The organism is Bacteroides sp. 3_1_13 (assembly GCF_001185845.1).
GTDB classification, from domain to species: Bacteria; Bacteroidota; Bacteroidia; order Bacteroidales; family Bacteroidaceae; genus Bacteroides; species Bacteroides xylanisolvens.
The window spans coordinates 206,512-230,676 of the sequence record NZ_KQ236958.1; the positions used below are offsets into that span (position 1 = coordinate 206,512).

General features: G+C 45.7%; 19 protein-coding genes and 3 pseudogenes. 13 read left to right on the forward strand and 9 right to left on the reverse strand.

Annotation, left to right across the window (positions count from 1 at the left end; all coding sequences use genetic code 11):
* Positions 1-10 precede the first annotated feature (10 nt).
* A complete protein-coding gene (locus HMPREF9009_RS24160; protein ID WP_004299291.1) occupies positions 11-1,246 on the forward strand; it encodes an ATP-binding protein in 1,236 nt (411 codons plus the stop codon).
* Positions 1,247-1,284: 38 nt separating this feature from the next.
* A complete protein-coding gene (locus tag HMPREF9009_RS24165; RefSeq protein ID WP_004307951.1) occupies positions 1,285-2,337 on the forward strand; it encodes a winged helix DNA-binding domain-containing protein in 1,053 nt (350 codons plus the stop codon).
* Positions 2,338-2,925: 588 nt separating this feature from the next.
* Here the strand turns inward: HMPREF9009_RS24165 and HMPREF9009_RS24170 are convergent.
* A complete protein-coding gene (locus HMPREF9009_RS24170; protein WP_225472708.1) occupies positions 2,926-3,597 on the reverse strand; it encodes a DUF1349 domain-containing protein in 672 nt (223 codons plus the stop codon).
* 81 nt (positions 3,598-3,678) lie between these two features.
* Between HMPREF9009_RS24170 and HMPREF9009_RS24175 the strand changes: the two genes are divergently transcribed.
* Positions 3,679-4,458 carry a response regulator transcription factor gene (locus tag HMPREF9009_RS24175; protein WP_004299300.1) on the forward strand — a complete coding sequence of 260 codons (780 nt, stop codon included), beginning with the start codon at positions 3,679-3,681 and terminating at the stop codon, positions 4,456-4,458.
* 74 nt (positions 4,459-4,532) lie between these two features.
* Here HMPREF9009_RS24175 and HMPREF9009_RS24180 read toward each other — a convergent pair whose 3' ends face one another.
* Complete coding sequence (locus HMPREF9009_RS24180; RefSeq protein WP_049703605.1) at positions 4,533-5,225, reverse strand: HAD family hydrolase; 693 nt, start codon at positions 5,223-5,225, stop codon at positions 4,533-4,535.
* A 381-nt stretch (positions 5,226-5,606) separates the two neighbouring features.
* Here HMPREF9009_RS24180 and HMPREF9009_RS24185 point away from each other — a divergent pair, with 381 nt between their 5' ends.
* Both HMPREF9009_RS24185 and HMPREF9009_RS24190 read left to right on the forward strand, forming a co-directional pair.
* Positions 5,607-6,842, forward strand: coding sequence for a site-specific integrase (locus HMPREF9009_RS24185; RefSeq protein ID WP_004291422.1), 1,236 nt, complete (start codon positions 5,607-5,609; stop codon positions 6,840-6,842).
* A gap of 11 nt (positions 6,843-6,853) precedes the next feature.
* The gene (locus tag HMPREF9009_RS24190) at positions 6,854-7,216 is read left to right on the forward strand and encodes a hypothetical protein (RefSeq protein ID WP_004291423.1); all 363 of its coding nucleotides are present in this window, start codon (positions 6,854-6,856) and stop codon (positions 7,214-7,216) included.
* Between the two features lie 77 nt (positions 7,217-7,293).
* On the opposite strand, the gene HMPREF9009_RS24195 is transcribed toward HMPREF9009_RS24190, so the two are convergent.
* The gene (locus HMPREF9009_RS24195; RefSeq protein WP_004291424.1) at positions 7,294-7,599 is read right to left on the reverse strand and encodes a helix-turn-helix domain-containing protein; all 306 of its coding nucleotides are present in this window, start codon (positions 7,597-7,599) and stop codon (positions 7,294-7,296) included.
* A 31-nt stretch (positions 7,600-7,630) separates the two neighbouring features.
* Positions 7,631-7,930 (reverse strand): helix-turn-helix domain-containing protein, encoded by a 300-nt coding sequence (locus HMPREF9009_RS24200; protein ID WP_004291426.1) that lies wholly within the window; start codon positions 7,928-7,930, stop codon positions 7,631-7,633.
* A 201-nt stretch (positions 7,931-8,131) separates the two neighbouring features.
* Between HMPREF9009_RS24200 and HMPREF9009_RS24205 the strand changes: the two genes are divergently transcribed.
* From HMPREF9009_RS24205 to HMPREF9009_RS24240, 8 genes and pseudogenes are all read left to right on the forward strand, one after another.
* The gene (locus HMPREF9009_RS24205; protein WP_004304264.1) at positions 8,132-8,494 is read left to right on the forward strand and encodes a helix-turn-helix domain-containing protein; all 363 of its coding nucleotides are present in this window, start codon (positions 8,132-8,134) and stop codon (positions 8,492-8,494) included.
* Positions 8,495-8,497: 3 nt separating this feature from the next.
* On the forward strand, positions 8,498-8,848 hold the full coding sequence (locus HMPREF9009_RS24210; RefSeq protein WP_004291454.1) for a helix-turn-helix domain-containing protein: 351 nt from the start codon (positions 8,498-8,500) through the stop codon (positions 8,846-8,848).
* 20 nt (positions 8,849-8,868) lie between these two features.
* The gene (locus HMPREF9009_RS24215) at positions 8,869-10,440 is read left to right on the forward strand and encodes a DUF3945 domain-containing protein (protein ID WP_004291455.1); all 1,572 of its coding nucleotides are present in this window, start codon (positions 8,869-8,871) and stop codon (positions 10,438-10,440) included.
* A 60-nt stretch (positions 10,441-10,500) separates the two neighbouring features.
* A pseudogene (locus HMPREF9009_RS24220) lies at positions 10,501-11,265 on the forward strand (DNA topoisomerase); the annotation flags it as partial.
* A 34-nt stretch (positions 11,266-11,299) separates the two neighbouring features.
* Positions 11,300-12,280 carry an IS982-like element IS1187 family transposase gene (locus tag HMPREF9009_RS24225; protein ID WP_032536584.1) on the forward strand — a complete coding sequence of 327 codons (981 nt, stop codon included), beginning with the start codon at positions 11,300-11,302 and terminating at the stop codon, positions 12,278-12,280.
* Positions 12,281-12,294: 14 nt separating this feature from the next.
* Positions 12,295-13,623, forward strand: a pseudogene (locus tag HMPREF9009_RS24230) (DNA topoisomerase); the annotation flags it as partial.
* Positions 13,624-13,785: 162 nt separating this feature from the next.
* Positions 13,786-14,238 carry a DUF1896 domain-containing protein gene (locus HMPREF9009_RS24235; RefSeq protein WP_004304266.1) on the forward strand — a complete coding sequence of 151 codons (453 nt, stop codon included), beginning with the start codon at positions 13,786-13,788 and terminating at the stop codon, positions 14,236-14,238.
* Positions 14,228-17,914: pseudogene (locus HMPREF9009_RS24240) on the forward strand (N-6 DNA methylase); the annotation flags it as partial. The gene HMPREF9009_RS24235 and the pseudogene HMPREF9009_RS24240, both read left to right, overlap by 11 nt.
* A gap of 248 nt (positions 17,915-18,162) precedes the next feature.
* Here the strand turns inward: HMPREF9009_RS24240 and HMPREF9009_RS24245 are convergent.
* The 5 genes from HMPREF9009_RS24245 to HMPREF9009_RS24265 form a co-directional block, all read right to left on the reverse strand.
* Positions 18,163-18,456: a hypothetical protein gene (locus tag HMPREF9009_RS24245; RefSeq protein WP_049702039.1), complete on the reverse strand. Its 294-nt coding sequence runs from the start codon at positions 18,454-18,456 to the stop codon at positions 18,163-18,165.
* Positions 18,437-20,476, reverse strand: a complete 2,040-nt coding sequence (locus HMPREF9009_RS24250) for a phosphotransferase (RefSeq protein ID WP_049702040.1) — start codon at positions 20,474-20,476, stop codon at positions 18,437-18,439. Before HMPREF9009_RS24250 ends, HMPREF9009_RS24245 begins: the two co-directional genes overlap by 20 nt.
* Before the next feature lie 392 nt (positions 20,477-20,868).
* Positions 20,869-21,882: a tyrosine-type recombinase/integrase gene (locus HMPREF9009_RS24255; RefSeq protein WP_049702041.1), complete on the reverse strand. Its 1,014-nt coding sequence runs from the start codon at positions 21,880-21,882 to the stop codon at positions 20,869-20,871.
* Positions 21,866-22,822: a tyrosine-type recombinase/integrase gene (locus HMPREF9009_RS24260; RefSeq protein ID WP_049702042.1), complete on the reverse strand. Its 957-nt coding sequence runs from the start codon at positions 22,820-22,822 to the stop codon at positions 21,866-21,868. Before HMPREF9009_RS24260 ends, HMPREF9009_RS24255 begins: the two co-directional genes overlap by 17 nt.
* Positions 22,819-24,030, reverse strand: a complete 1,212-nt coding sequence (locus HMPREF9009_RS24265; protein ID WP_049702043.1) for a tyrosine-type recombinase/integrase — start codon at positions 24,028-24,030, stop codon at positions 22,819-22,821. The genes HMPREF9009_RS24260 and HMPREF9009_RS24265 overlap by 4 nt, the downstream gene beginning before the upstream one ends.
* Between the last annotated feature and the right edge of the window lie 135 nt (positions 24,031-24,165).

Sequence of the window (24,165 nt, forward strand, 5' to 3'; positions counted from 1 at the left end):
AAGAAGTAGAATGAAAATACCTCGCATAATTAAACAAAGAAACACTTATGTTGACCGCATAAGACCTTTCATGAGGAAAACATTGGTAAAAGTGATGGTCGGTCATCGTCGTGTCGGTAAAAGCTTTATTTTGTATCAACTCATGGAGTTGATACGGAAAGAAGAGAGTGATGCGAATATTATCTATATAAATAAGGAAGATGTCAATTTCATAGATATAAAGACTTATAAAGAACTGAATGATTATATTCTTTCAAAATCGGTAGATGATAGAATGAACTATATTTTTGTCGATGAAATACAGGAAATACAAGATTTCAGGTTGGCTATCCGTTCGTTGGCATTGGATGATAATAATGATATATATGTGACAGGCAGTAATTCAGAGATATTTTCCAGTGATTTAGCGAATGAATTGGGAGGTCGGTATGTTGAATTTGTGGTTTATAGTTTGTCGTATATTGAATTTCTGGATTTCCATGAACTGGAGAATACGGATGCGTCATTGGAGAAATATATTCATTATGGAGGATTGCCTTATCTGATACATTTGCCGATGGAAGAACCTGTTGTTATGGAGTATTTGAGGAGCATTTACTCTACCATTATATTAAAAGATGTGATTCAGAGAAAGAATATAAGGAATACGGTCTTTTTGGAACAACTAGTTTCGTTCTTGGCAGGTAACATTGGCAACTTATTTTCCAGCAAGAGTATTAGTGATTTTCTGAAAAGTCAGAAAGTGGATATTTCTCCTTATGTTGTGAGTGAGTATGCGATGGCATTATCGGATGCTTTTATTGTACATAGGGTAGGAAGGTATGATATTGCCGGAAAGAAATTATTCGAAAGAGGGGAGAAGTATTATTTTGAGAATATGGGGATTCGTAATGTGATTACGGGGTACAAGCCACAGGACAGAGCGATGCGTTTGGAGAACTTGGTTTATAATCATTTGGTATATAGTGGATATGATGTAAAAATCGGGACATTGGGTACGGAAGAAATAGATTTTGTCTGTAAACGGAATGGAGAGATTCTCTATGTGCAAGTCTCTCTTGAACTTTCTAAACAGGAAACTATTGAAAGAGAATTCGGGAATTTATTGAAGATTAAAGATAATTATCCGAAAGTGGTAGTGTCCGGAGAAAAAATGTTTGAAAATACTTATGAAGGGATAGAACATATTTATATTAGAGACTTCTTGTCTTCTGTTTTGTTACATTCCATTACTCGTGTCATTTAATCAAAGAACAACTGTTTTTTCTTTTATAAATAAGTATGATGAAAATACCGAATATACGTTTACTCAACCAACAGTTATTAAGTCCTCTTTTCTTTCAACCCAAGGAACTTGTGTCCTGGATGGGAGCTATGCAGGCACAGAATTATTCCATGGTGAAATGGGCAGTAGGAATGCGTTTGAAGTCAGCAACGATTCAAACTGTGGAAAAAGCGCTCCGTGATGGTGAAATCTTGCGGACTCATGTAATGCGTCCGACATGGCATCTCGTAGCAGCAGAAGATATCCGGTGGATGTTGAAACTTTCCGCCGGGCGTATTATATCTGCTAATGAGTCTTATGCGAAGGGGCATGACTTGGAAATTTCTGAAGAGCTCTATACGAAAAGTCATAATCTGTTGGAGAAAATTCTTTGTGGGAAGAAAAGCCTGACGAGGCAGGAGATTGCCGAGCATTTTAACCGTTCGGGGATTGTAGCGGATAATCATCGTATGACCCGCTTTATGGCTCGTGCGGAGCAGGTGGGGATTGTATGTAGTGGGGAAGATAAAGGAAGTAAATGTACGTATGCGCTTTTGGAAGAGCGTGTTCCGCCGATGCCGGAATTGACCAAAGATGAATCTTTGGCTCGTTTGGCTAGAAGCTATTTTCGTAGTCATGCTCCTGCTGTTTTGCAAGATTTTGTCTGGTGGTCGGGGCTGCCTATTACAGATGCACGTCAAGCTATTTATTTGATTGATTCGGAATTAACGGCAGAAGAATGGAATGGACAGACATGGTATATTCATGAAGATTGCCGGACTCGTGGAAAAGTTACCGGCAGTTTGCATCTTCTTCCTTCTTATGATGAATATTTGCTTGGTTATAAAGACCGGACAGACGTTTTGCCTAAAGAGCATTACTCGAAAGCATTTACCAATAATGGTCTGTTTTATCCGATTGTTCTTCATGAAGGACAAGTGATAGGAAACTGGGATAAGTCTGTTAAAAAGAGAGGCTCATTGATAGAACATTCATGGTTCCGGTTGGATGATTGTGTTGATGAAGGTGCGTTGGATCGTGAGAAAGATAAGTATATACGGTTTTGGCGATAATATATGAAAAAACGTATATTTTATCGTTGTATAATTCCATATATGCAGGATATATTTAGGCATGAGTTGAAAATGAGAAGGATTTGCTGTTTTCGAATTTAGAAAAGAAATAAATCGATTGTGTTTTGGAATAATTTGTTTTAGTCTGTGTCTTTTATAGAATAGATGTATAGAACTTGCCTTTATTTTGTCTCAAATTGATATGTGGAGTGTTGGCTGTTTCAGGTGTAGGTTAGCTCTGGGATAGCACTTAAAATAAAGTTTTATATGCTCCTTTTAAAGGAATAAAGTGTTTCTCACCGATCAATGAATCGTTCCTTTAAAAGGAACTGGTTATTCCTTTTAAAGAAACGATTGTCAATAAGTTTATTATAGTGTATCTTTTGACTGTTTTTATGTAAAAAACTCCTCGGGAACTGTATATTCTTGCATTATTTTATACAACAGAACTGCTGGAAGAGGAAATCCGTGTGATGCTATTTATACTCATCATATTAAAAATAGAATATTTAAAGTAAGATATACTACCGCATTTATATTATAATAGAGCTTTCTCTCTATTTAAATAAATAGCATCAAGACTGATTTTTATTTGTTCATTTGCCTTTTTGCCCATTCCAGTCTTCGTTGATCGGCTAATGGAGTCACTTTAAATTCTTCGAATGTAGCAGTGAAACCTTTGCCGTCCGGACAAGCTCCCATTAATCCTACCATGACAGGACAATTATCTTGCAACCAACACGTGCGCATCATAATATATTCTTTATCATCACGTGAGAAAAATATTTCTACTGCATCCAGGCGACGGACTGCTTTTATCCATATCGAACGGGGAGCATCCGGCAATTGTACTACACTCCAGTCGCTAGTCCGATGCGTAACTACAGCACTTACATTCTGTTTGCCATCAACGTATTCCACACCTGCTTTTATCCAGTTTTCATGGTCGATGCGCAGCATTAATCCCATTTGGTCAAAGGTGGTGACATAGTTGCCGGTTATCTTTACTTTGGCTTCAAATTCTCCACCATAAGTTGCATAATAGAAAGGTCCGTCGTCCACTGTGAACCCATAATGAGAAATCCTCCAAAAGTCTGTTTTTGCAGGAACATCCATCACTAAGGTTTTGCCATCTTTTATTTCCCATTGTTGAGGCTCATTCAGCCAGTTCATTTTATTCAAACTTTGTGCCATAGAAGAAGTTGTTACTGCCATAAAGGCTATTGACATCATTTTGATTTTTAAATGTTTCATGATCATTTCTTATTTGATTATCTTTGTGGTGCAAAGATAGGTCATACCTCCGTGTGCAACAATACTGAATAATAACCATTTTATAAGATGGACGTATTACAAAAGGAAATAGATGAAGTTTATGCGACACAACTGATAGCCGATGAAATATTGGACAATGGAGTTGTAGAGCAACATCAACGCTTTATTCATTCATTGACGGAGATTAATGGTGGATGTGCTGTTATTTCAGATCTTTCGAATAGGAAAAGTTACATTGCCGTTCATCCTTGGGCGCATTTTCTAGGCTTAACTCCCGAAGAAGCTGCTTTGAGTGTGATTGATTCTATGGATGAAGATTGTATTTATCGGCGTATTCATCCTGAAGACTTGGTAGAAAAGCGGTTATTGGAGTATCAGTTTTTTCAGAAGACCTTTTCGATGTCTTCCGAAGAACGGTTGAAGTACCGGGGAAGATGCAGAATACGTATGATGAATGAGAAAGGAGTCTATCAGTATATTGATAATTTAGTGCAGATTATGGAAAATACTCCTTCCGGAAGTGTATGGTTGATTTTTTGTCTTTATACCTTGTCTGCAGATCAACGAACGGAGCAGGGGATATGTCCCACTATTACCCATATGGAACGTGGAGAGGTCGAAACGCTCTTTCTTTCGGAAGAACATCGCAATATCCTATCCGAACGCGAAAAGGAAATACTTCGCTGTATACGTAAAGGACTATCTAGTAAAGAAATAGCAGCTGCCCTTTATATTAGTGTGAATACAGTCAATCGACACCGCCAGAATATTTTGGAGAAACTCTCTGTCGGTAATTCGATAGAAGCGTGTCGGGCTGCTGAATTGATGAAACTGTTGGATTTGTAATCCAATAAGATGGCATTGTTTACTGATTTCTTTCTTCAGATTTGAAGCTTATCTGAAGAAAGAATAGAACTTATTTAAAACAAAAGCAGCAACTCATCAAATCTTTTCACCTGTTTCAGATGGTCATGTGTGAATGTGTCTACTACTTCATGTTTCCACATCACTTCAAAAGGAATATGTATGCCATATCCTCCCAGCGATAGAACAGGTTGAATGTCCGATTTCAGAGAATTGCCAATCATGACAAATTCAGAAGGAGCAATCTGTAAGATATTCAACATTCGTTGATATTCTTTCTCTGTTTTATCGGACATCACTTCAATGTGATCGAAATAAGAGGCTAATCCGGAACGTCCCAGCTTATTTTCCTGATCGAGTAAATCTCCTTTAGTGGCAACTACTAATTTGTATTTTCCTTTCTCTTTCAATACTTTAAGTGTTTCTTTTACTCCCGGCAATAGTTCAATAGGCATTTTCAGTAATGATTTGCCTAATTCAATAATATGTTGGATGTCTGTACCTGAAATCTTTTGTCCACTCACATGCAAAGCTGTCTCTATCATAGAAATGGTGAAAGCTTTGGCTCCATATCCGAGATACTTCAGATTATTCATTTCTGTTTGAAATAAAGCGGCTGAAATATCTTCAGAAGTGCCATAAGGCTTTAATAGGTCTGTATATTGTTTCTCTATTTCCTGGAAAAAAGGTTCATTGCTCCACAAGGTATCGTCTGCATCAAAAGCAATGACTTTAATAAGTTCTTTCATCGGTTTTCGTCGTTAATGGTGAATTTTAGATCATCTGTTTGATATTTTGTATGCAAAGTTACTACAAAAAAGTGAAATGCGGAAAGATATAGTGATAGAATTGAGTTACAAGGGTTTTGGTTGAAGTGGCGATAATCCGTGAAGCCATTACAATCCCTGCCGAAGCCAAATCCTGACGCCGCTACGTTACTTGTTCGTAACCATGCCCGAAAATGCGACAAACGGGTACGAATAGCGAAACAAGGCTCTAAGGAATAGTGAGTTATCCATAACTCATGCGAAAAATCAGGTTACGGAAAAAGATTGCGCCGTTCCTCCCCGTTTTGCGTACCAACACCGGACTCTTCACCAACTAATTTTGAAACCCAAAAATTAAGGACAATGAAGAGTACATTTTCAGTAATCTACTACCTCAAGCGTCAGGTAGTGAAAAAGGACGGGACAGTTCCCGTCATGGGACGCATCACGGTGGACGGCAGCCAGACACAGTTCAGCTGCAAACTGACTGTCGATCCGAAACTGTGGGACACCAAAGGTGGACGTGTCACGGGCAGAAGCACGGCGGCACTCGAAACGAACCGTATGCTTGACAAGATGCGGGTACGCATCAACAGGCATTATCAGGAAATCATGGAGCGTGACAACTTCGTCACGGCGGAGAAGGTGAAGAACGCCTTTCTCGGACTGGAACACCGCTACCACACGCTGATGCAGGTGTTCCGCCAGCACAACGAGGACTACGAGAAGCAGGTGGAGGCAGGCATGAAAGCCAAAGGCACGCTGCTGAAGTACCGCACCGTTTACAAGCACATGCAAGAGTTCCTCGACATCCGCTACCATGTGAAGGACATCGCCCTAAAAGAGCTTACCCCGGCTTTCATCTCCGACTTCGAGATGTTCCTGCGCACGGACAAGCACTGCTGCACCAATACCGTGTGGCTGTACGTCTGCCCGTTACGGACGATGGTATTCATCGCCATCAACAACGAGTGGCTGACGCGCGACCCGTTCCGCGAGTATGAAATCAAGAAGGAGGAAACAACACGCAGTTTCCTGACCAAAGATGAGATCCGCCTGCTGATGGAGGGGAAACTGAAAAACGCCAAACAGGAATTGTACCGCGACCTCTACCTGTTCTGCGCCTTCACGGGGCTGTCGTTCGCGGATATGCGCAACCTTACGGAAGAGAATATCCGCACCTACTTCGACGAACACGAGTGGATAAACATCAACCGCCAGAAAACGGGCGTGGTGTCCAACATCCGCCTGCTCGACATCGCCAACCGCATAATCGGCAAATACCGGGGACTGTGCGGGGACGGCAGGATATTTCCCGTTCCGCATTATAACACGTGCCTTGCCGGTATCCGTGCCGTCGCCAAGCGTTGCGGCATCACCAAGCATATCACGTGGCATCAGAGCCGCCACACGGCAGCCACGACGATATTCCTCTCCAACGGTGTTCCCATCGAAACGGTCAGCTCCATGCTCGGACACAAGAGCATAAAGACGACGCAGATTTACGCAAAGATAACCAAAGAGAAGCTCAATCAGGACATGGAGAACCTTGCCGCAAGATTGAACGGCGTCGAGGAATTTGCAGGTTGCACCATCTAAAAAGAAAAGCCATGAAACGTGACACAATCATCATCGAGGACAAGGCAGTCAGCGTAACCGGTAACGACGTGTGGATGACCGCCACCGAAATAGCCGGATTGTTCCATACGACCGTCCCGGCAGTGAACGCCGCCATCAGAGCCGTCCGCAAGTCGGACGTGCTGAACGACTACGAGGTGTGCCGCTACATGCAGCTTGAAAACGGGCTGCACGCGGACGTGTACGCCCTTGAAATCATCATCCCGGTCGCTTTCAGGGTGAATACCTACAACACCCACCTGTTCCGCACATGGCTGGTGGGAAAGGCACTCTCACAAGAGAAACGGCAGACATACGTGATGTTCATACAGAACGGAAAAGCCGGGTATTGCTGATTGCACATACCCCATAAGACAAGTAAACGGGTAGCACCACAAAAGGTGTCACCCGTTTACTTTTTCATGAAACCGCCTCACTCCAGCGGCTTGCGGTAGTTCGCTTCCAGTACCCCGCGCAGCCCCGTTTCCGGGTAAAGCACCTTCCCTCCCAAAAGTATGAAGGGCAACACGCGGTTGTTGCGGTATTCCTGCAAGGTGCGCCGGCTCACACGGAGCAGTTCCGACACCTCGCCGTCCGTCAGGTAACGTTCCCCGTCCAGCGGAGGACGGTAGCTTTCCAGAAATGCGGACAGCCATTTCGAGCCTTTGCGCATATCCTGCACCACAGAGGCTATCGGCTCGTCTTCCATCGTAAAAACATCGTTGTTCTCGTTCATCATAACTTCGGATTCAGTGGGTGAATAAATCAAATCATCTGCCGTGCGGATAGAGCGTGCCGACAAGCGGTATCAGCCGCTTCACCTCCTCTGGCTTGTAATAGAACCTGCGGTTTATCTGCGAGTAGCCGATAAGCCGCCTGTCACGCAGCGTCTGCAACGTGCGCGGGCTTATTCTCAACTGCCCGCAGACCTCCTCGCCCGTGAGCCATCTTTCCATGCGCCCCGTGTCGCTTTTGCGCCTCAGGGCGGCGACCTTCTCCGAGAGTGCGCCGAATGCCGCCACCATCATCTCGAAAGTCTTTTTCTCGATAGATACTATTTCCATATTCATGTCATTTAGAGTTTGCCGCAAAGGTAACGAAACGGCATACAAGACGTATCGTTTTCCGCTGAAAGGCTGCCTGTTGCGCCGTTTGACCGGGTTACGGAGCCATCTTCCGCAAAAATCTTACGTGAGTCACGTAGTGAGTTGTTAAAGCCCCTTTTGTTTATTGCCGAATTTTGTCGCAGAAACAAAAAGAAAGGACTGAACATGAAAGTGATAACAATGGAAAGTTCCGCCTACAAGGAGATGATGGCGCAGATTGCGAACATCGCAGGGTACATCCGCGAGGCAAGGGACGAGAAGAAACGGAAGCGGGAAACCGAAGACAAGCTGCTTGACACGGCACAGGCGGCGAAGATGCTCAACGTGAGCAAGCGCACCATGCAGCGTATGCGCACCGACCACCGTATCGAGTATGTGGTGGTACGCGGAAGCTGCCGCTACCGCCTTTCCGAGATACTGCGGCTATTGGAGGACAACACAGTAAGGAACGAGGAAGGGACAATAGACACCCTGTTCCACAACCACACGCTGCGCACGGGCGGCAAACCAAAAGGAAGGAGGACATAGGTCATGGAACTGCTCACACGAAACAACTTCGAGGGCTGGATGCAGAAGCTGATGGAACGGCTCGACCGTCAGGACGAACTGCTGCTGGCGATGAAGGCTGAGGGGAAACAGCCCACTATCACGGAAAGCATCCGCCTTTTCGACAATCAGGATTTGTGCATGTTGCTCCAGATAAGCAAACGCACCCTCCAACGCTACCGCAGCGTAGGCGCATTGCCCTACAAGACGCTGGGCAAGAAGACCTATTACAGCGAGGAGGACGTGCTGACATTCCTTTCCAACCATATCAAGGACTTCAAAAAGGAAGATATAGCCTTCTACAAGGCTCGTATCCATAATTTCTTTCATAAATAACCCATTAAAACATTTTTCAGATGGCAAAGAAAAAAGACGAAAAGGACGTGCTGGTAGTCCGTGACGAGAAGACAGGCGAGATCAGCGTGGTAGCCGGGCTGAACGCGGACGGCACACCCAAGCGCACCCCCGCAAAAGCGGAGAACGCGCAGAGTTTCCTGCAATTCGACCGACATGGCGACGTGCTGGACAACTTCTTCAAGAACTTCTTCCGGCAGTGCAAGGAACCCAGCCGCTTCGGTTTCTACCGCATTGCGGCAGACCAAGCTGAAAATCTCTTAGAGGTGATGAAGCAACTGCTGAAAGACCCCGAAGCGAACAAGGAGCTGCTCGCCCCTCACAAGGTGGACACCTCCGACTATGAGAAGAAGGTGCAGGAAGAGATGGCAGCACAACAGACAGAGAAACAAGAACCTCAAAAACAGGAGAACATGGAACAACGGAAAGAACAGCAACAGGACAAATCCGAACAGATGCAGGGCAAACGTGGCTACCAGCCCATCGACGAGAGTAAAATCAACTGGCAGGAGCTGGAGGACAGATGGGGCGTAAAGCGGGACAACCTTGAAAAGTCCGGCGACCTTACGAAGATGCTCAACTATGGCAAGTCCGACTTGGTAAAGGTCAAACCGACCTTCGGCGGCGAATCATTCGAGCTGGACGCCCGCCTCTCCTTCAAGAAGGACGGTGAGGGAAACATCAGCCTCGTGCCGCACTTCATCCGCAAGGAGCAGAAGCTGGATGAGTACAAGGAACACAAATTCTCCGACAATGACCGGAAGAACCTCCGCGAAACGGGCAATCTCGGTAGGGTCGTGGACATTGTGGACAGGGAAACGGGCGAGATCATCCCCTCCTACATCAGCATCGACCGCAAGACGAATGAAATCACGGACATTCCGGCAAGCAGGGTGCGCATCCCGGAGCGCATCGGCAAGACGGAAATCACCACGCAGGAGCGGGACATGCTCCGCGCCGGACTGCCCGTACGCGACAAGCTCATCGAGCGCAACGACGGCAGAAAGTTCGTCACCACCCTGCAAGTGAACGTGGAGCAGCGCGGCGTGGAGTTCGTGCCGGGAACCGGCAAGTCGCCCCGTACCGCACAGACACAGGAAACCAAAGGCGACACATCGAAAAGTCAGGCGCAGGGCGGGGAAAATGCCGCACAGACCAAGAAGGAGCAACGCCGCAACACGTGGACGAACGAGGACGGCAGCATCCGCCCCATCAGCAAATGGAGCGGCGTGAGCTTCACCGACCAGCAGAAAGCCGACTATGTGGCGGGTAAAGCCGTGAAGCTGGAGAACGTGACCGACAAGCAGGGCTTCCATGCCACGATGTATATCAAGTTCAACCCGGAGAAGGGACGCCCGTACCGCTACGACACGAACCCTGACAATGCACAGCAGGTTGCTCCGTCCAACGAGAGCCGCACGCAGGTGGCGGTGAACAACGATGGCAAGACCAACGAGGCTACAAAGAATCTGAGAGAGCCGTTGCAGAAAGGTCAGACCAACCCGAAGGACGCCCGCCAGCAACAGCAGCAGGAGAAGCCGCAGAAGAAAACGGGCAAGGGCATGAAAATGTAATCCCGTGTCCGCCACTGAATCCAAAATAAAATCCAAAGTATCAACAAAAAAGAAGAAGACATGAAGACAATCATTGCAGAAAAGCCCTCCGTGGCACGTGAAATCGCCCGCATCGTGGGCGCGACAAAGAGAGAGGAAGGATATTTCGAGGGAGGCGGTTATGCCGTGACATGGGCATTCGGACACCTCGTTCAGCTTGCCATGCCCGACGGCTACGGCGTGCGCGGATTTGTCCGTGACAACCTCCCGATTATTCCCGACACATTCACGCTCGTCCCCCGTCAGGTCAGGACGGAGAAAGGTTACAAGCCCGACAGCGGCGTGGTGTCGCAGATAAAAGTCATCAAAAGACTGTTCGACACAAGCGAACATATCATCGTGGCGACCGATGCCGGACGCGAGGGAGAGCTTATCTTCCGCTACCTCTACCACTATACGGGTTGCACCACTCCTTTCGTGCGCCTGTGGATCAGCTCTCTCACCGACAAAGCTATCCGCGAGGGACTGCGGAAACTCGAAGACGGCAGCAAATACGACAACCTCTACCTCGCCGCCAAAGCGCGGAGCGAATCCGACTGGCTCGTGGGCATCAACGGCACACAGGCGTTATCCATCGCCGCCGGACACGGCACGTATTCCGTGGGGCGGGTGCAGACACCAACGTTGGCTATGGTATGTGAACGCTACTGGGAGAACCGCCGCTTTACGTCCGAAGCATTCTGGCAGCTCCATATCGCAACGGACGGTTGCGACGGCGAAGTCGTGAAATTCTCATCCTCCGAGAAATGGAAAGAGAAAGAACCGGCGATGGAACTATATAATAAGGACCCGTTGGCGGAATTAATTTAAGTTGATAAATATGAGTAAAAAGTTGTACATGTCGCTGATTTTTAGTAACTTAGTGGTGATTAAAACATTAAGTTCAAACCATCGTATGTACAACCTTTATGCAAAATTCGTCAAAATACTTGAGATATGCAAGCAATTCTCTGAAAATCTCGTCAATGATTCGGGTAATGTTCCACGTCGTGGTCCTGTTCCCAAGTTTTCGGATTTGGAAGTGGTGGCGCTATCCCTGACGGCAGAGACCGAGAGCATTGATAGTGAGAAGTGGTTGTTCGACTATAAATTGCAAGAATACAAGGACAGCATTCCCAATCTCATATCAAGGAGACAGTTCAATGACCGCAGGAAGAAAACGTCAGGCCTGTGTGAGGAACTGCGCAAGCGGATTGCCATGGAAATGGATGGCGGAGAGGAACAATTCTTTGTTGACTCCAAGCCGATAGAGGTCTGTAGGGTTGCAAGAGGAAAACGTTGCAAGATGGGGCGTGCCGGCAATTTCTCGCAAGCTCCCGACTTCGGCTTCTGTGCTTCGCAGAACACGTATTATTTTGGTTATAAGTTACACGCTCTCTGTGGGTTAAGTGGAGTTATCCATTCCTATGATCTGTCAAAGGCAAGTGTGGCTGACCTCCATTATATGAAGGATGTAAAACATACTTATCACGACTGTAGCATCTATGGTGACAAAGGGTATATTGGAGCTGACGTACAGCTTGACTTGTTCGAAACCGCACACATAAGACTGGAGTGTCCGTATCGGCTCAACCAAAAGGATTGGAAACCGACATTCATTCCGTTTGCAAAGGCAAGAAAGAGGATTGAGACAATATTCTCACAACTTACAGACCAGTTCTTGGTCATCAGGAACTACGCGAAAATAACGAATGGTTTGTTTGCCAGAATCATTGGCAAAATTAGTGCACTTACCATTCTGCAATACGTAAACTTCATTAACGACAAGCCCATTGGCAGAATTAAGTATGCACTAAATTAATTCCGCCAACAGGTAATAAGGTAAAGGCGGCAGGTTGCGCCACTGTCACGAAAGCCGAGCGCAAGGAGAAGACGGAGGAAACTCCCTTGCTCTACGACCTGACCACGCTCCAGAAAGAAGCCAACGCCAAGCACGGCTTCACGGCGGAACAGACGCTTGAAATCGCGCAGAAACTCTACGAAAAGAAGTTGATAACCTATCCGAGAACGGGAAGCCGCTACATCCCCGAAGACGTGTTTGCCGAAATTCCCAAACTGCTCGCTTTCATCGGCACACAGCCCGAATGGAAAGACAAGGTGCGGGCAAAAGCCGCCCCGACACGCCGCAGCGTGGACGACGGCAAGGTGACAGACCACCATGCCCTGCTCGTCACGGGTGAGAAACCGCTCTTCCTCTCCAAAGAGGACAATACCATCTATCAGATGATTGCCGGGCGCATGGTCGAGGCATTCTCTGAGAAATGCGTCAAGGATGTGACCACTGTCACGGCGGAATGTGCCGGAGTGGAGTTTACCGTAAAAGGCAGCGTCGTGAAGCAAACCGGATGGCGTGCCGTCTATGGCGAGGAAAAAGAGGAAATTACCATCCCCGGCTGGCAGGAAGGCGACACGCTGACACCGAAAGGCTCGTCCATTACCGAAGGAAAGACCAAACCCAAGCCGCTGCATACCGAAGCCACCCTGCTCTCGGCAATGGAAACGGCGGGCAAGGAAATTGAGGACGACGCACTGCGGCAGGCGATGAAGGACTGTGGCATCGGTACTCCCGCCACACGCGCCTCCATCATCGAAACGCTTTTCAAGCGCGGTTACATGGAACGCTGCAAGAAGTCGCTTGTTCCCACCGAAAAAGGACTTGCCCTCAATTCCGTCGTCAAGACGATGCGCATCGCCGATGTTGCCATGACGGGCGAATGGGAAAAGGAGCTGGCGCGTATCGAGCGCGGGGAACTGTCCGACGACACCTTCCGCAAGGAGATAGAGGCGTACACACGTGAGATAACCTCCGAACTGATCTCGTGCGACAAGCTCTTCGGCAGCCGTGACTCCGGCTGCGCGTGTCCCAAGTGTGGCACGGGCAGGATGCGGTTCTACGGCAAGGTGGTACGCTGCGACAACACGGAGTGCGGACTGCCCGTGTTCCGGCTGAAAGCGGGACGCACCCTGTCCGACGATGAAATCAAAGACCTGCTCACCGAAGGGCATACCAAGCTGCTCAAAGGGTTCAAGAGCAAACAGGGCAAGAGTTTCGATGCTGTTGTCGCCTTTGACGGGGAATATAACACGACTTTTGTGTTCCCGGAGGCTAAAAAGGACAAGAAATTTTCAGGACGGAAGAAATAGTATTAACTTTGCCACTTGTTCAGAGTAATGAATTGTTCTTCGATACCGGATTACACTCATACTTTGGATTTAGTGGTGGCACTCGGAGGGATACCGAGTGCCTTTTTCTTCCTTTTTCCAACCGATTATCCCGTTAATTATCAATCCGCTAAATCCAAAGTAATGAACAACAAGAAGAAAAACGAGGGTCAGACCGACTTTTCCTATTACGGTCTGTACCTGCTGGACTATCTCCGCACGAACAAGTTTGAACAGGCTGACGACACCGCTTTCATACGGGAACGGGCCGACCGTGCCGCCGAAACGTATGAGAGGGCACGGCTTGAAGGCTATCCCGCCGATGGTGCGCAGGAACTGGCGATGGACACGCTGCTGCGCGGGCTGCATTATTCCCGTTACGCCATCCTCCGCGAAGTCGTGGAAAACGAGTTTGCCGATGAAGTGCCGGAAGAGAAGCGTGAAGCCTTTGTCCTGAAACTGCTGCCGCTTGTCGGCAACGTGTTCTCCGTCTATGACCTCTCGGATGACAATTTCGCCCTGTCTTCCGATTACGACCTGCTCTACACGGAGCTGACGGGAGCAACCGTCCTTTACTTAGACGAATATGGCGTTTAACCGCAAACAGAAACTGCGGGACAACATCGAGGCGATACGGACGGCATTCATCCTTGACAGGGAAAATAGGACAGCGACAACCGAAGAGCGTGCCATACTTCAAAGGTACTGCGGTTTCGGCGGTCTGAAATGTATCCTCAACCCTGCAAAGGAACTGACGGATGCCGTCCGGTGGGCGAAATCCGACCTCGAACTGTTCGCCCCGACGGTGGAGCTGCACAGGCTTATCCGTGAGAACAGCAAGGACGAAACAGAGTACAAGCGGTTTGTGGATTCGCTGAAAGCGTCCGTGCTGACCGCTTTCTACACCCCCAAAGAGATAACCGACACCATCGCGGACGTGCTGGCAGATTACAGCGTCCGCCCCGCCCGTATGCTCGAACCGTCGGCAGGTGTCGGCGTGTTCGTGGATTCCATGCTGCGGCACAGCCCCAATGCGGATGTGATGGCTTTCGAGAAGGATCTGCTCACGGGTACAATCTTGAGGCATCTCTATCCCGACCAGAAAATGCGCACCTGCGGTTTTGAGAAAATCGAAAGACCGTTCAACAATTATTTCGACTTGGCGGTGTCCAACATTCCGTTCGGTGACATTGCCGTGTTCGACGCGGAGTTTCAGCGGAGCGACTCTTTCGGCAGACGCTCCGCCCAGAAAACCATCCACAACTATTTCTTTCTCAAAGGACTGGATGCCGTGCGTGACGGCGGTATCGTGGCGTTCATCACCTCGCAAGGGGTATTGAATAGCACCAAGACCTCCGTGCGTAACGAGCTGTTCAGTCAGGCCAATCTGGTATCCGCGATACGCCTGCCCAACAACCTGTTCACGGACAACGCGGGCACGGAGGTGGGCAGTGACCTGATTGTCCTGCAAAAGAACCTCAGCAAGAAGGAAATGTCGCAGGACGAGCGGCTGATGACCGTGATACAGACGGACACGAAAACCGCCCTGACCGACAACGCCTATTTCATCCACCACCCGGAACGCATCGTGCATACGATGGCGAAACTTGACACAGACCCCTACGGGAAGCCCGCTATGGTTTATCTGCACGAGGGCAAGGCAGCAGGCATCGCCGGGGATTTGCGCCGTATGCTCGACGAGGATTTCCATTACAGGCTTGCCATGCGCTTGTATTCGGGTTCAATCCGGCAGGCAGGAACGGAAGAAAAAGTTGCCGTTCAAAATAAAGTAGAGCGTCCTGCCATAAAATTGGAAACAGTATCCTCGGCGCAGACGGTGGAAACTCCGACAGAAAAGCCGCAACCCGCAGATGAAAAGCCGGAGATAGAACCGCGCCCGCAATATTCCGCAGGCGTGCAGCTCACCCTGCTTGACCTCTGGGGGATGACGGAAGAGGTCAGCCAACCGAAAACCTCCAAAAAGAAAAAGACGGTGAAAAAGGCAGTTACGGCAAAGTCCACTCCGCCCAAACCGAAAGTCACGGTTACACCGACAGCTCCAACTGCAAAACCCGCAATGGAGAATAAGGAGGTGAAAGCGGAGAACACCGCCAAGCCTGCCGACCCGGACGACATCTATGCCACACTGGACTGGGATACCAATCCTCCCATCAACGGTTTCTATGAAATGATGATGGGTTTGACGCCGGAGCGTAGGAAAGAACTTCGGGAACTGGCAAGGCAGCATAACGAGAAACAAGTGGCGGAAAAGACGGAAGTGAAAGCCGTGCCGGAAACTTCCCGTGAGCAGCCACGACAGGAGGAAACACAGCCGGAGGCAGTCGCCGCACCTGCCGTTACAGATACCCCATCGGAAGCGGTGGGGACTTTCCTTTTCCCCGACATCGAAGCGGAAAAGCCGAAGGAGGAAGTCGTGGACCTTTCTCCGCGTGCCTACCACCGCACGCCGGAGATGCACCTGCGCGAAGGGTCGCTGGTGGCTGACCGGGGGCGTCATAACATCGGCTACCTGAAAGACATCACGCCATACGGGGCGACATTCCAGCCGCTCGACCTGAAAGGATACCAGAAGGAAAAGGCGTTGTTGTATGTGTCGCTGCGTGACGCCTACGAGCGTCTGTACCGTTATGAATCGCTCCGGCGCGAGGCAAATGTTCCGTGGCGAGAGCATCTGAATACCTGTTACGATGAGTTTGTCATGCGCTACGGCAACCTCAACGCCAAGCAGAACGTGAAGTTAGTGATGATGGATGCGGGCGGGCGCGACATCCTTTCGCTGGAACGGATGGAAAACGGAAAGTTCGTCAAGGCGGACATCTTCGAGCATCCTGTTTCCTTCGCGGTGGAGAGCCATGCCAACGTAGGCTCTCCCGAAGAAGCCCTGTCTGCGTCGCTCAACAAATATGGTACGGTCAATCTCGACTATATGCGGGAGATAACCGACAGCACGGCGGAGGATTTGCTCACTGCCCTGCAAGGGCGCATCTACTACAATCCGCTCGTGACCGGTTACGAAATCAAAGACCGTTTCATCGCCGGAAATGTCATAGAGAAAGCGGAACGCATAGAGGCATGGATGGGTGACAATCCCGAAAATGAGCGTATGCCGGAGGTGAAGCAGGCGTTGGAGGCTCTGAAAGATGCCGAGCCGCAGCGCATCGCCTTCGAGGATCTGGACTTCAATTTCGGGGAACGCTGGATTCCGACGGGTGTCTATGCCGCCTACATGAGCCGGCTGTTCGACACGGAGGTGAAAATCGCCTATTCCGCAAGCATGGACGAGTTTTCGGTGGTGTGCGGCTACCGCACCATGAAAATCACGGACGAGTTTCTGGTGAAGGGGTATTACCGGAACTATGACGGTATGCACCTCCTAAAACACGCCCTGCACAACACCTGCCCTGACATGATGAAGTCCATCGGCAAGGACGAGCATGGCAACGACATCAAGATGCGCGACAGCGAGGGAATACAACTCGCCAACGCCAAGATTGACGAGATACGAAACGGCTTCTCCGAATGGCTCGAAGAGCAGTCGCCGCAGTTCAAGGAGCGGCTTGTGACGATGTATAACCGCAAGTTCAACTGTTTCGTGCGCCCGCGCTACGACGGCTCCCATCAGACCTTTCCCGACCTCAACCTGAAAGGGCTGGCAAGCCGGGGTATCAAGAGCGTCTATCCCTCACAGATGGATTGCGTCTGGATGTTGAAACAGAACGGCGGCGGAATTTGCGACCACGAGGTGGGAACCGGTAAGACGCTGATAATGTGCATCGCCGCGCATGAGATGAAGCGTCTGAATTTGGCACACAAGCCGATGATTATCGGGCTGAAAGCCAACGTTGCGGAGATTGCAGCCACCTATCAGGCGGCATATCCCAACGCACGTATTCTGTACGCTTCGGAGAAGGACTTTTCGACCGCCAACCGTGTGCGCTTCTTCAATAATATAAAGAACAACGACTACGATTGCGTCATCATGTCGCACGACCAGTTCGGCAAGATACCGCAGTCGCCGGAATTGCAGCAGCGCATCCTGCAAGCAGAGCTTGACACGGTGGAGGAAAACCTCGAAGTGCTACGGCAGCAGGGAAAGAACGTGTCGCGGGCGATGCTGAAAGGATTGGAGAAGCGCAAGCACAACCTTGAAGCGAAGCTGGAGAAGGTGGAACACGCCATAAAGTCACGCACGGACGACGTGGTGGATTTCAAGCAGATGGGCATCGACCACATCTTCATAGATGAGAGCCATTATCAGAACTTTTTTAATTTTCTTATTATATGAGATAATTAACTGATACCCATCCTTTTTTAGCCTAGTTTGGTTTGGATTATTTATGGATAGTTTTGTAAGAAAAGAGGCACCACACTTACAAGTATAGTGCCCATATTATCATTTACACAATCCTAAAAAACAACATGAGTTCGACGAATTATAAATATCTAAAAAGATTGTAATAAGTAAAATCTATCTTACTTTGTAGTATTAAATTACAAAGATTATTCTATACAATACTTATTATATGCGTCTTTATATATATTCCTCACTTCTTCTTGAAAAGCCGCTCTTCGATTATGTAATTCCATCAATTGGCCATTAATCTGCTGATAAATAATCTTGTGTGCCGGATTTGGGAGCAATGCTTCATCATATGCATCTGTTTCAAAATCCTCTTCTTCTATAGCCGCATGAGCAAGATTCAATAAATCTTCCTTGGTCATATCTGTTACAACCATCCAGTTTTCGCCTCTCGTAAAATAGGCTTTCCGATCTTCAATTTTTAAGTGTTTCATAAATGTCTTTCCTTTCTGAATATGCATGTTCACCAGCTTCTAAACTGTTCAACGTGATTTTGTAGTTCTCAATTGTATTACCTTTAACATCCCTTAAGGCTTTGGCAGTTGGATAGCCGCTATAAATGTTGAAATGAGTTCCATTTGCCTCCATCTTCTTTTCCGTATAAAGAATGTAATCAGGCTTTATAGAACCCCCTATTGTGTTATTATGCGTAGAAATAATCACTGGCATATTCTCTGCCATCTCCTTGATAAACTTATTTACCTCGTTCTTCAAAAAGAGATTATCAAACGAAGACTCTGGCTCATCAATAATGAGAATGTCACATAGAATAGCATCTTTAATTTTCTGCAAGAAGTTAAATTCCGAACGTTCTCCACCGGACACGGGCAAGCCTGAAGAATTAAGTATCCTGTAATCTATGGCTGCAAACAACTTATAAATACGGTCACTCTCAACACCTGCCGCTTTCAATTCATCTAAATACTGAACAGGGTTTCCATACTTCGCAAATGCGTTGGTAAGTGACACCTGTTTTAATCCGACAGTTTTCAAATCTGTGGCATTCGCAAATGGGCGTGCGGACACACTGATTGTAAAATGTCCGGCCTTTTCTGTACTAATAGTTCTGCTTTTCTTTATTGCTATAGCTACTTGGGCAAAAATTTCACGCTTTTTCTTATTGATGAAGTACTGGTATAAATCTATATTTGGAATACGAGGTGCAGCAGATTTCAATTGTAACGACTCCTTTACCATCTTGATTATGTTATTAACTTCTTTGAAGTACAAGTTGGCAACGTTATCCTTCCGGCATTGTTCTATCAACTCTTTCAAGAGTGACTTCAGTGAAGCTTCGGGCAAATGTCTATTGACAAGCGATTTGTAAAGCTGTGATTCTAATAAAGTCAGTGTCGCATTGATAAGTTTTTTAATCTCATCATAACTAAGCTCTTTGAAATCGCTTTCATTAAACAGTTTTGACTTTGAGAAAACATCGTTTACATCGCTCTGCTGCGCTGAAGACATAACCGCTTCAAGGTACTTCTGCAACTTCATCTCATCCTCATCTGCTGAACAAGTTTTCAATATATCTGTTACTATAATGCCAAACTCGCGCAAGTAATCCTCTGCAGAATTTTCTTGTCTTACTTTTAAATCATTTTCAAACTGTTCAGAATCATTCCTACTGGTATTGAGCAGTTCAAATTGTTTAATGTATTTTGCCCTTCCTTCAAAACGGCTGGCAATAGCATTCAAGGTATGAGTTTTTCCTGTAGAACGTTTCCCAAACATAATATTAAGCCCCGTTGACAACATCTGTCCATTCGGGAATATCTGAAAAAGTTTAATTCCTTTTTCTGAGGTCAGTGAAACCTTTGTCTTATCCATTAGGCAGAGTTTCAGTGTATTGACATTCACCTGATCAATATCAAAAAATGTATGGCTGACAGGATATTTATCTGGTGTAACACCTTTTTCTATTCTAAAGTCACTGAAATAGACAGGTGTAAGCTCTGTATCCTCCTTCTCCATATAAATAAACTTCTTGACGCTTGACACTTCACCTGCTATTATGTTTCTTCCCAATTTTTCGATGGTATCTTTATGAAGTTTTGGTTCTTTTTCATAATGTGGTATAAGTAAATATTTACTCAAGTCACCAAATATTCTAATGAATGTATCATAAGGAATATCATCATCCTTAGTTTTTATTAGATTTTTTACTTCTTCACATTTTGCATTAAAATCAAACAGCGTCCCGTCATCGTTATTCGCTATGACAAGAATATGCCCATTCTCCAAATCTACTTCAATACCGGGTAAGACGACTATTTGAGTCAATGCATCCTTTATTTCTTGGAACTGTGCGTAGTCAAACAAGTTGTGATTTGTGATAGCAATTACATCCAATTCTGTCTTTGCAACATAATCCAACAAAATGTCCTTATCGTACGTAAACGCTCTATCTGATACAGAAGGTACTGTATGAATATGCAGGTCACATCTTTTCATATTTTTTTAATCATTGTTATACCTATTTCAAAATCCCACAGGTCAAGTGGAGTTTTGGTTTCAAATTTACTGAATTATTTTGTATGACAGATGATTTTATGTAAATTTTGATGTAATGATGGCAAAATATACGCTAAATGATGCTTAAAATATTTCTATCTTGAAAGGGCTTGTAAACACATACTTCATTTATTTCTCGAAAGGATATTCAGGGGCATCGAACAGGTAGAATATTCAAAGCGCTACAACTTTAATAACTTCATTGTAAACATACTGGGATCATGACTACATATTGCTGTTTTCCCAAAGAAGCCATGCATCAATATCCTTCGTATATTGATGCATGGCTTTGGTTTGAATTCATCAAACTTACGTTAAAGATATTTTAAGACTCATATCCCCCCGTTTTTCCACTTCTTTGCGATATTTCTTTGATTCTCATTTTCAAGAGTTTCCAAAGCTTTTTCTTCTTGTTCTGTAGTTATGTCAAGATATACCATTGTGGTTTGAATACATTCGTGTCCAAGCAAATATGAAATTTGAGCTATGTTCATTCCGTTTTCGAGCCAATGTGAAGCCTTGGCATGCCTGAATTGATGAGCATGTAAATCCAACGGTACATCTTCACAAGTTTTATGAGCTATTGAGGCATATTTTTTCAGCATTTTATTCACATTTTCGGCAGACATCGGAATGTATAACCCTTTACTTTTTGAATAAAAGATCAATGCATCCATATCATCATGCTTTGGATGGTATTTCTTGAGGTACTTTTTTAGGCATTGCACCGGCTTGGATAAAAGAGGAAGAGGCCGTTTTTTTCTCCCTTTTCCTATGACAATCATGTGAGGTTTGGCACAATTCATGACAATATTACTAATTTTCAGAGTAAGAAGTTCATTAATGCGTACAGCTGTAGAGTACAAAAGCAACATCAATGTAAAGTCTCGAAAACCTGTTGCCGTTCTTTGATCAGGTGCGGACAACAGGGCATTGACTGCTTGCTTGCTAAGTCCGGCAACTTTCTTTTTGGTAGTCTTTTCATTCGGTACATTCTCTGCTTGTAGAAATAGAGCCATATAAGTCACATCTCTGTCCGCTATGTATTTTAAGAAGGCACGCAAAGCGGACAGTCTCACATTGCATGTTGTAGGAGTACAGCCTCTATTGTTTTTCATCCAGATAATCCATTCCATGATGTATTCTTTACGAAAACACTCCGCATTCAATGTTTCTGGCAAAACACCTTTCACATTTCTAAGAAATTCAGTATAGAGTGTCATGGAAACCTTGTAGTTTCTTTTTGTGTGAGGACTACATGCCTTTATTGAAGGTACATAGTATTCGAGCCAGTCATGTAGATAACAGGTTATCTGTACCGCTTGCGGATTAATCTTTTTCTTCATCTGTTCCTTGTATTAACGATTCGTACATTTCTATATCATCGAACTCCATGATGTCTGAGATTGCAGGTGTCAAAGAATAATAAGCCAAAGTACTCTCTATCTGCTTATGTCCCATGCTTTTGCTTAAAGCAAGCAACTTGTCGTGAATGGCAAATCCTTGGTGGATCCAACTGTTTATATTCTCAATGGCATAGTTGTGTCTTAACTCATACGGTGTGGCATGAAGTTTATTGCAACCTTGCCACAACACCCGAAAGTGATATGTTACCCAAGCAGGATTGTGCGGTTTGTCATCTGGCGTTGGGAAAAAGATTCTGCGGTTGGGGATCAATTCGGAAATCTTTCTGTCATAGATGCGCATCAGTGCCAACATTGTATCATGAAGGACAACAAAATGCTGGTCATACCCTTTACCCCTCTTGATGGAAATTACTCCGTTTTCAAAATTTACATCTTCCCGTTCCAATAAAATTGCTTCTGTCGTTCTCATTCCGGAACTGTATAACAGACGGAAAAATACAGGCAGGATTATACGTTGAATGACAGAAAGCGTACCGCGTCTCGGTTTTATGTTGTCACAGGCATTAAAAAAGCGTTCCAATTCTTGACGTGTGAAAGCATGTGGTATATAGGTTCGTGGAACTGACTTCGGGACTTGTGGTAAATCAATGTTCGTCAAACCACGTTTTTTCATGTACTTGATGAAATTGAGTATGGGATAAATTCTTGACACACAAGAATTGGTACTCTCTGATACCCTTTGTCTGCACCATTTATCAGCCATTTCTTGTGTAAGTTCTGCTTGTGCCGGATATTCTCTTGTACAAAAATGTTCGAACAGAATCACATTCTTAATGTAGCTGTAACTGTCACGTCCGGATGCTTTACGGTATTTTATGTATCCGTCTATTATTGGAGAAAGGTATGATTGTGCTCTCATTTATCAAACACCTCCTTTCTCATAGGGAATCCCTTTATACTTAGTGAACACTCTTTCAGGCGTTTGAATTCCGCACTGAGATAATGATCAAGGGATTCTGGCGATGAATGTCCGAGAGCAGCACTTATGACAGGTTGTTGTACACCTGACTGTAGCAGGGCTGTTGCAACGTGGTGGCGGAATAAATGTATGCTCTTTCTTTCCTTGGATTGTAACCTTATTCCAGCCTTGTACATGAGTTTTGAGCATATTGCATCGAGATTACTTGTGTGTAGTCTTCGGTATGGCGCATTTACTGTAAGGAAAATGTATGGATCCGGACATATCGGCCGCTCTTTCTGTAAGTAGTCAAAAATAGCATTTCCAACCACAGCACGAAGAGGCAGTATTAACTGATTACCGGTTTTTGACTGTGTAATTTTTATTAGGTCATGTTGCCAATCGAAACTGTCGAAAGTCAGCCCAGATATATCACAACCACGCAACCCAGTGTACATGGCAATTGTTATAATAGCTTTATCTTGTAATGAAACAGTGTCGTCATATTCCAGTGTATGCTTGATAGCGTTCAGTTCTTGTTTCGTGAGATATTGAATGTTTTTTCGTTTGTTTGGTATGGAGGGCAAGTATGAGATTATCCGTCCGACAGCTTCTCCATAATACGGTACACATGCCTTCAAGCCATATTCTACATTGTATTTGAAAGAATGTCCTTTCATTGGCATCTCTTCTGGAGAGAATACATGCAGTATAGCATCTTCAGTTATTGATGCAAGAGTAGCCATTCCATACCTTTGTAAATCAAAAAAGAAGGAACAAAGTGCAGACCTCACACTTCGAAAGAACCTTTTCTGCTGGTCGATAGAAGCGCTGACAATATCTACGACTTTCCTATATTCTTTGTTGAGCAAGTCATAGTGGTACGGCTTGTGGTAATGTTTATGTCCATCCGGAAATATACCCTCTTCCGCATACTGCCGGATTACACGCAATAAACGGACTTTATTCCTAAGTGTGTACTTGTTAGACCACAAATCCGCCAATGTACATTCCACATCGGCATAATTTTCCCACTGGTATTGTTTAAAATTATCAGACAACCATTTACCAAATTTACTCACATAATCTATATACATAGATGAATATCCGGCATTTTGCAAGTAGGTTAGCAGGCATGGGAGCTGCTCGTTTAAATGTAATACATCCATAATTGAATATCATTTTAATAGTTTGTTATTCTTAGTTATAGATGCAAGAATAATCATAACCTATTGTTTGGCAAAGTTTCTGATTATTAATATTATTAGATATAAAATAGGAGAGTTAAAAAAGTTCTGATAATG

Bases quoted from the DNA above. Each gene is read 5' to 3' on its own strand.
- HMPREF9009_RS24160 (WP_004299291.1), top strand. From the start codon at position 11: ATGAAAATACCTCGCATAATTAAACAAAGAAACACTTATGTTGACCGC.
- HMPREF9009_RS24165 (WP_004307951.1), top strand. From the start codon at position 1,285: ATGAAAATACCGAATATACGTTTACTCAACCAACAGTTATTAAGTCCT.
- HMPREF9009_RS24170 (WP_225472708.1), bottom strand. From the start codon at position 3,597: ATGATCATGAAACATTTAAAAATCAAAATGATGTCAATAGCCTTTATG.
- HMPREF9009_RS24175 (WP_004299300.1), top strand. From the start codon at position 3,679: ATGGACGTATTACAAAAGGAAATAGATGAAGTTTATGCGACACAACTG.
- HMPREF9009_RS24180 (WP_049703605.1), bottom strand. From the start codon at position 5,225: ATGAAAGAACTTATTAAAGTCATTGCTTTTGATGCAGACGATACCTTG.
- HMPREF9009_RS24185 (WP_004291422.1), top strand. From the start codon at position 5,607: ATGAAGAGTACATTTTCAGTAATCTACTACCTCAAGCGTCAGGTAGTG.
- HMPREF9009_RS24190 (WP_004291423.1), top strand. From the start codon at position 6,854: ATGAAACGTGACACAATCATCATCGAGGACAAGGCAGTCAGCGTAACC.
- HMPREF9009_RS24195 (WP_004291424.1), bottom strand. From the start codon at position 7,599: ATGATGAACGAGAACAACGATGTTTTTACGATGGAAGACGAGCCGATA.
- HMPREF9009_RS24200 (WP_004291426.1), bottom strand. From the start codon at position 7,930: ATGAATATGGAAATAGTATCTATCGAGAAAAAGACTTTCGAGATGATG.
- HMPREF9009_RS24205 (WP_004304264.1), top strand. From the start codon at position 8,132: ATGAAAGTGATAACAATGGAAAGTTCCGCCTACAAGGAGATGATGGCG.
- HMPREF9009_RS24210 (WP_004291454.1), top strand. From the start codon at position 8,498: ATGGAACTGCTCACACGAAACAACTTCGAGGGCTGGATGCAGAAGCTG.
- HMPREF9009_RS24215 (WP_004291455.1), top strand. From the start codon at position 8,869: ATGGCAAAGAAAAAAGACGAAAAGGACGTGCTGGTAGTCCGTGACGAG.
- HMPREF9009_RS24225 (WP_032536584.1), top strand. From the start codon at position 11,300: ATGAGTAAAAAGTTGTACATGTCGCTGATTTTTAGTAACTTAGTGGTG.
- HMPREF9009_RS24235 (WP_004304266.1), top strand. From the start codon at position 13,786: ATGAACAACAAGAAGAAAAACGAGGGTCAGACCGACTTTTCCTATTAC.
- HMPREF9009_RS24245 (WP_049702039.1), bottom strand. From the start codon at position 18,456: ATGAAACACTTAAAAATTGAAGATCGGAAAGCCTATTTTACGAGAGGC.
- HMPREF9009_RS24250 (WP_049702040.1), bottom strand. From the start codon at position 20,476: ATGAAAAGATGTGACCTGCATATTCATACAGTACCTTCTGTATCAGAT.
- HMPREF9009_RS24255 (WP_049702041.1), bottom strand. From the start codon at position 21,882: ATGAAGAAAAAGATTAATCCGCAAGCGGTACAGATAACCTGTTATCTA.
- HMPREF9009_RS24260 (WP_049702042.1), bottom strand. From the start codon at position 22,822: ATGAGAGCACAATCATACCTTTCTCCAATAATAGACGGATACATAAAA.
- HMPREF9009_RS24265 (WP_049702043.1), bottom strand. From the start codon at position 24,030: ATGGATGTATTACATTTAAACGAGCAGCTCCCATGCCTGCTAACCTAC.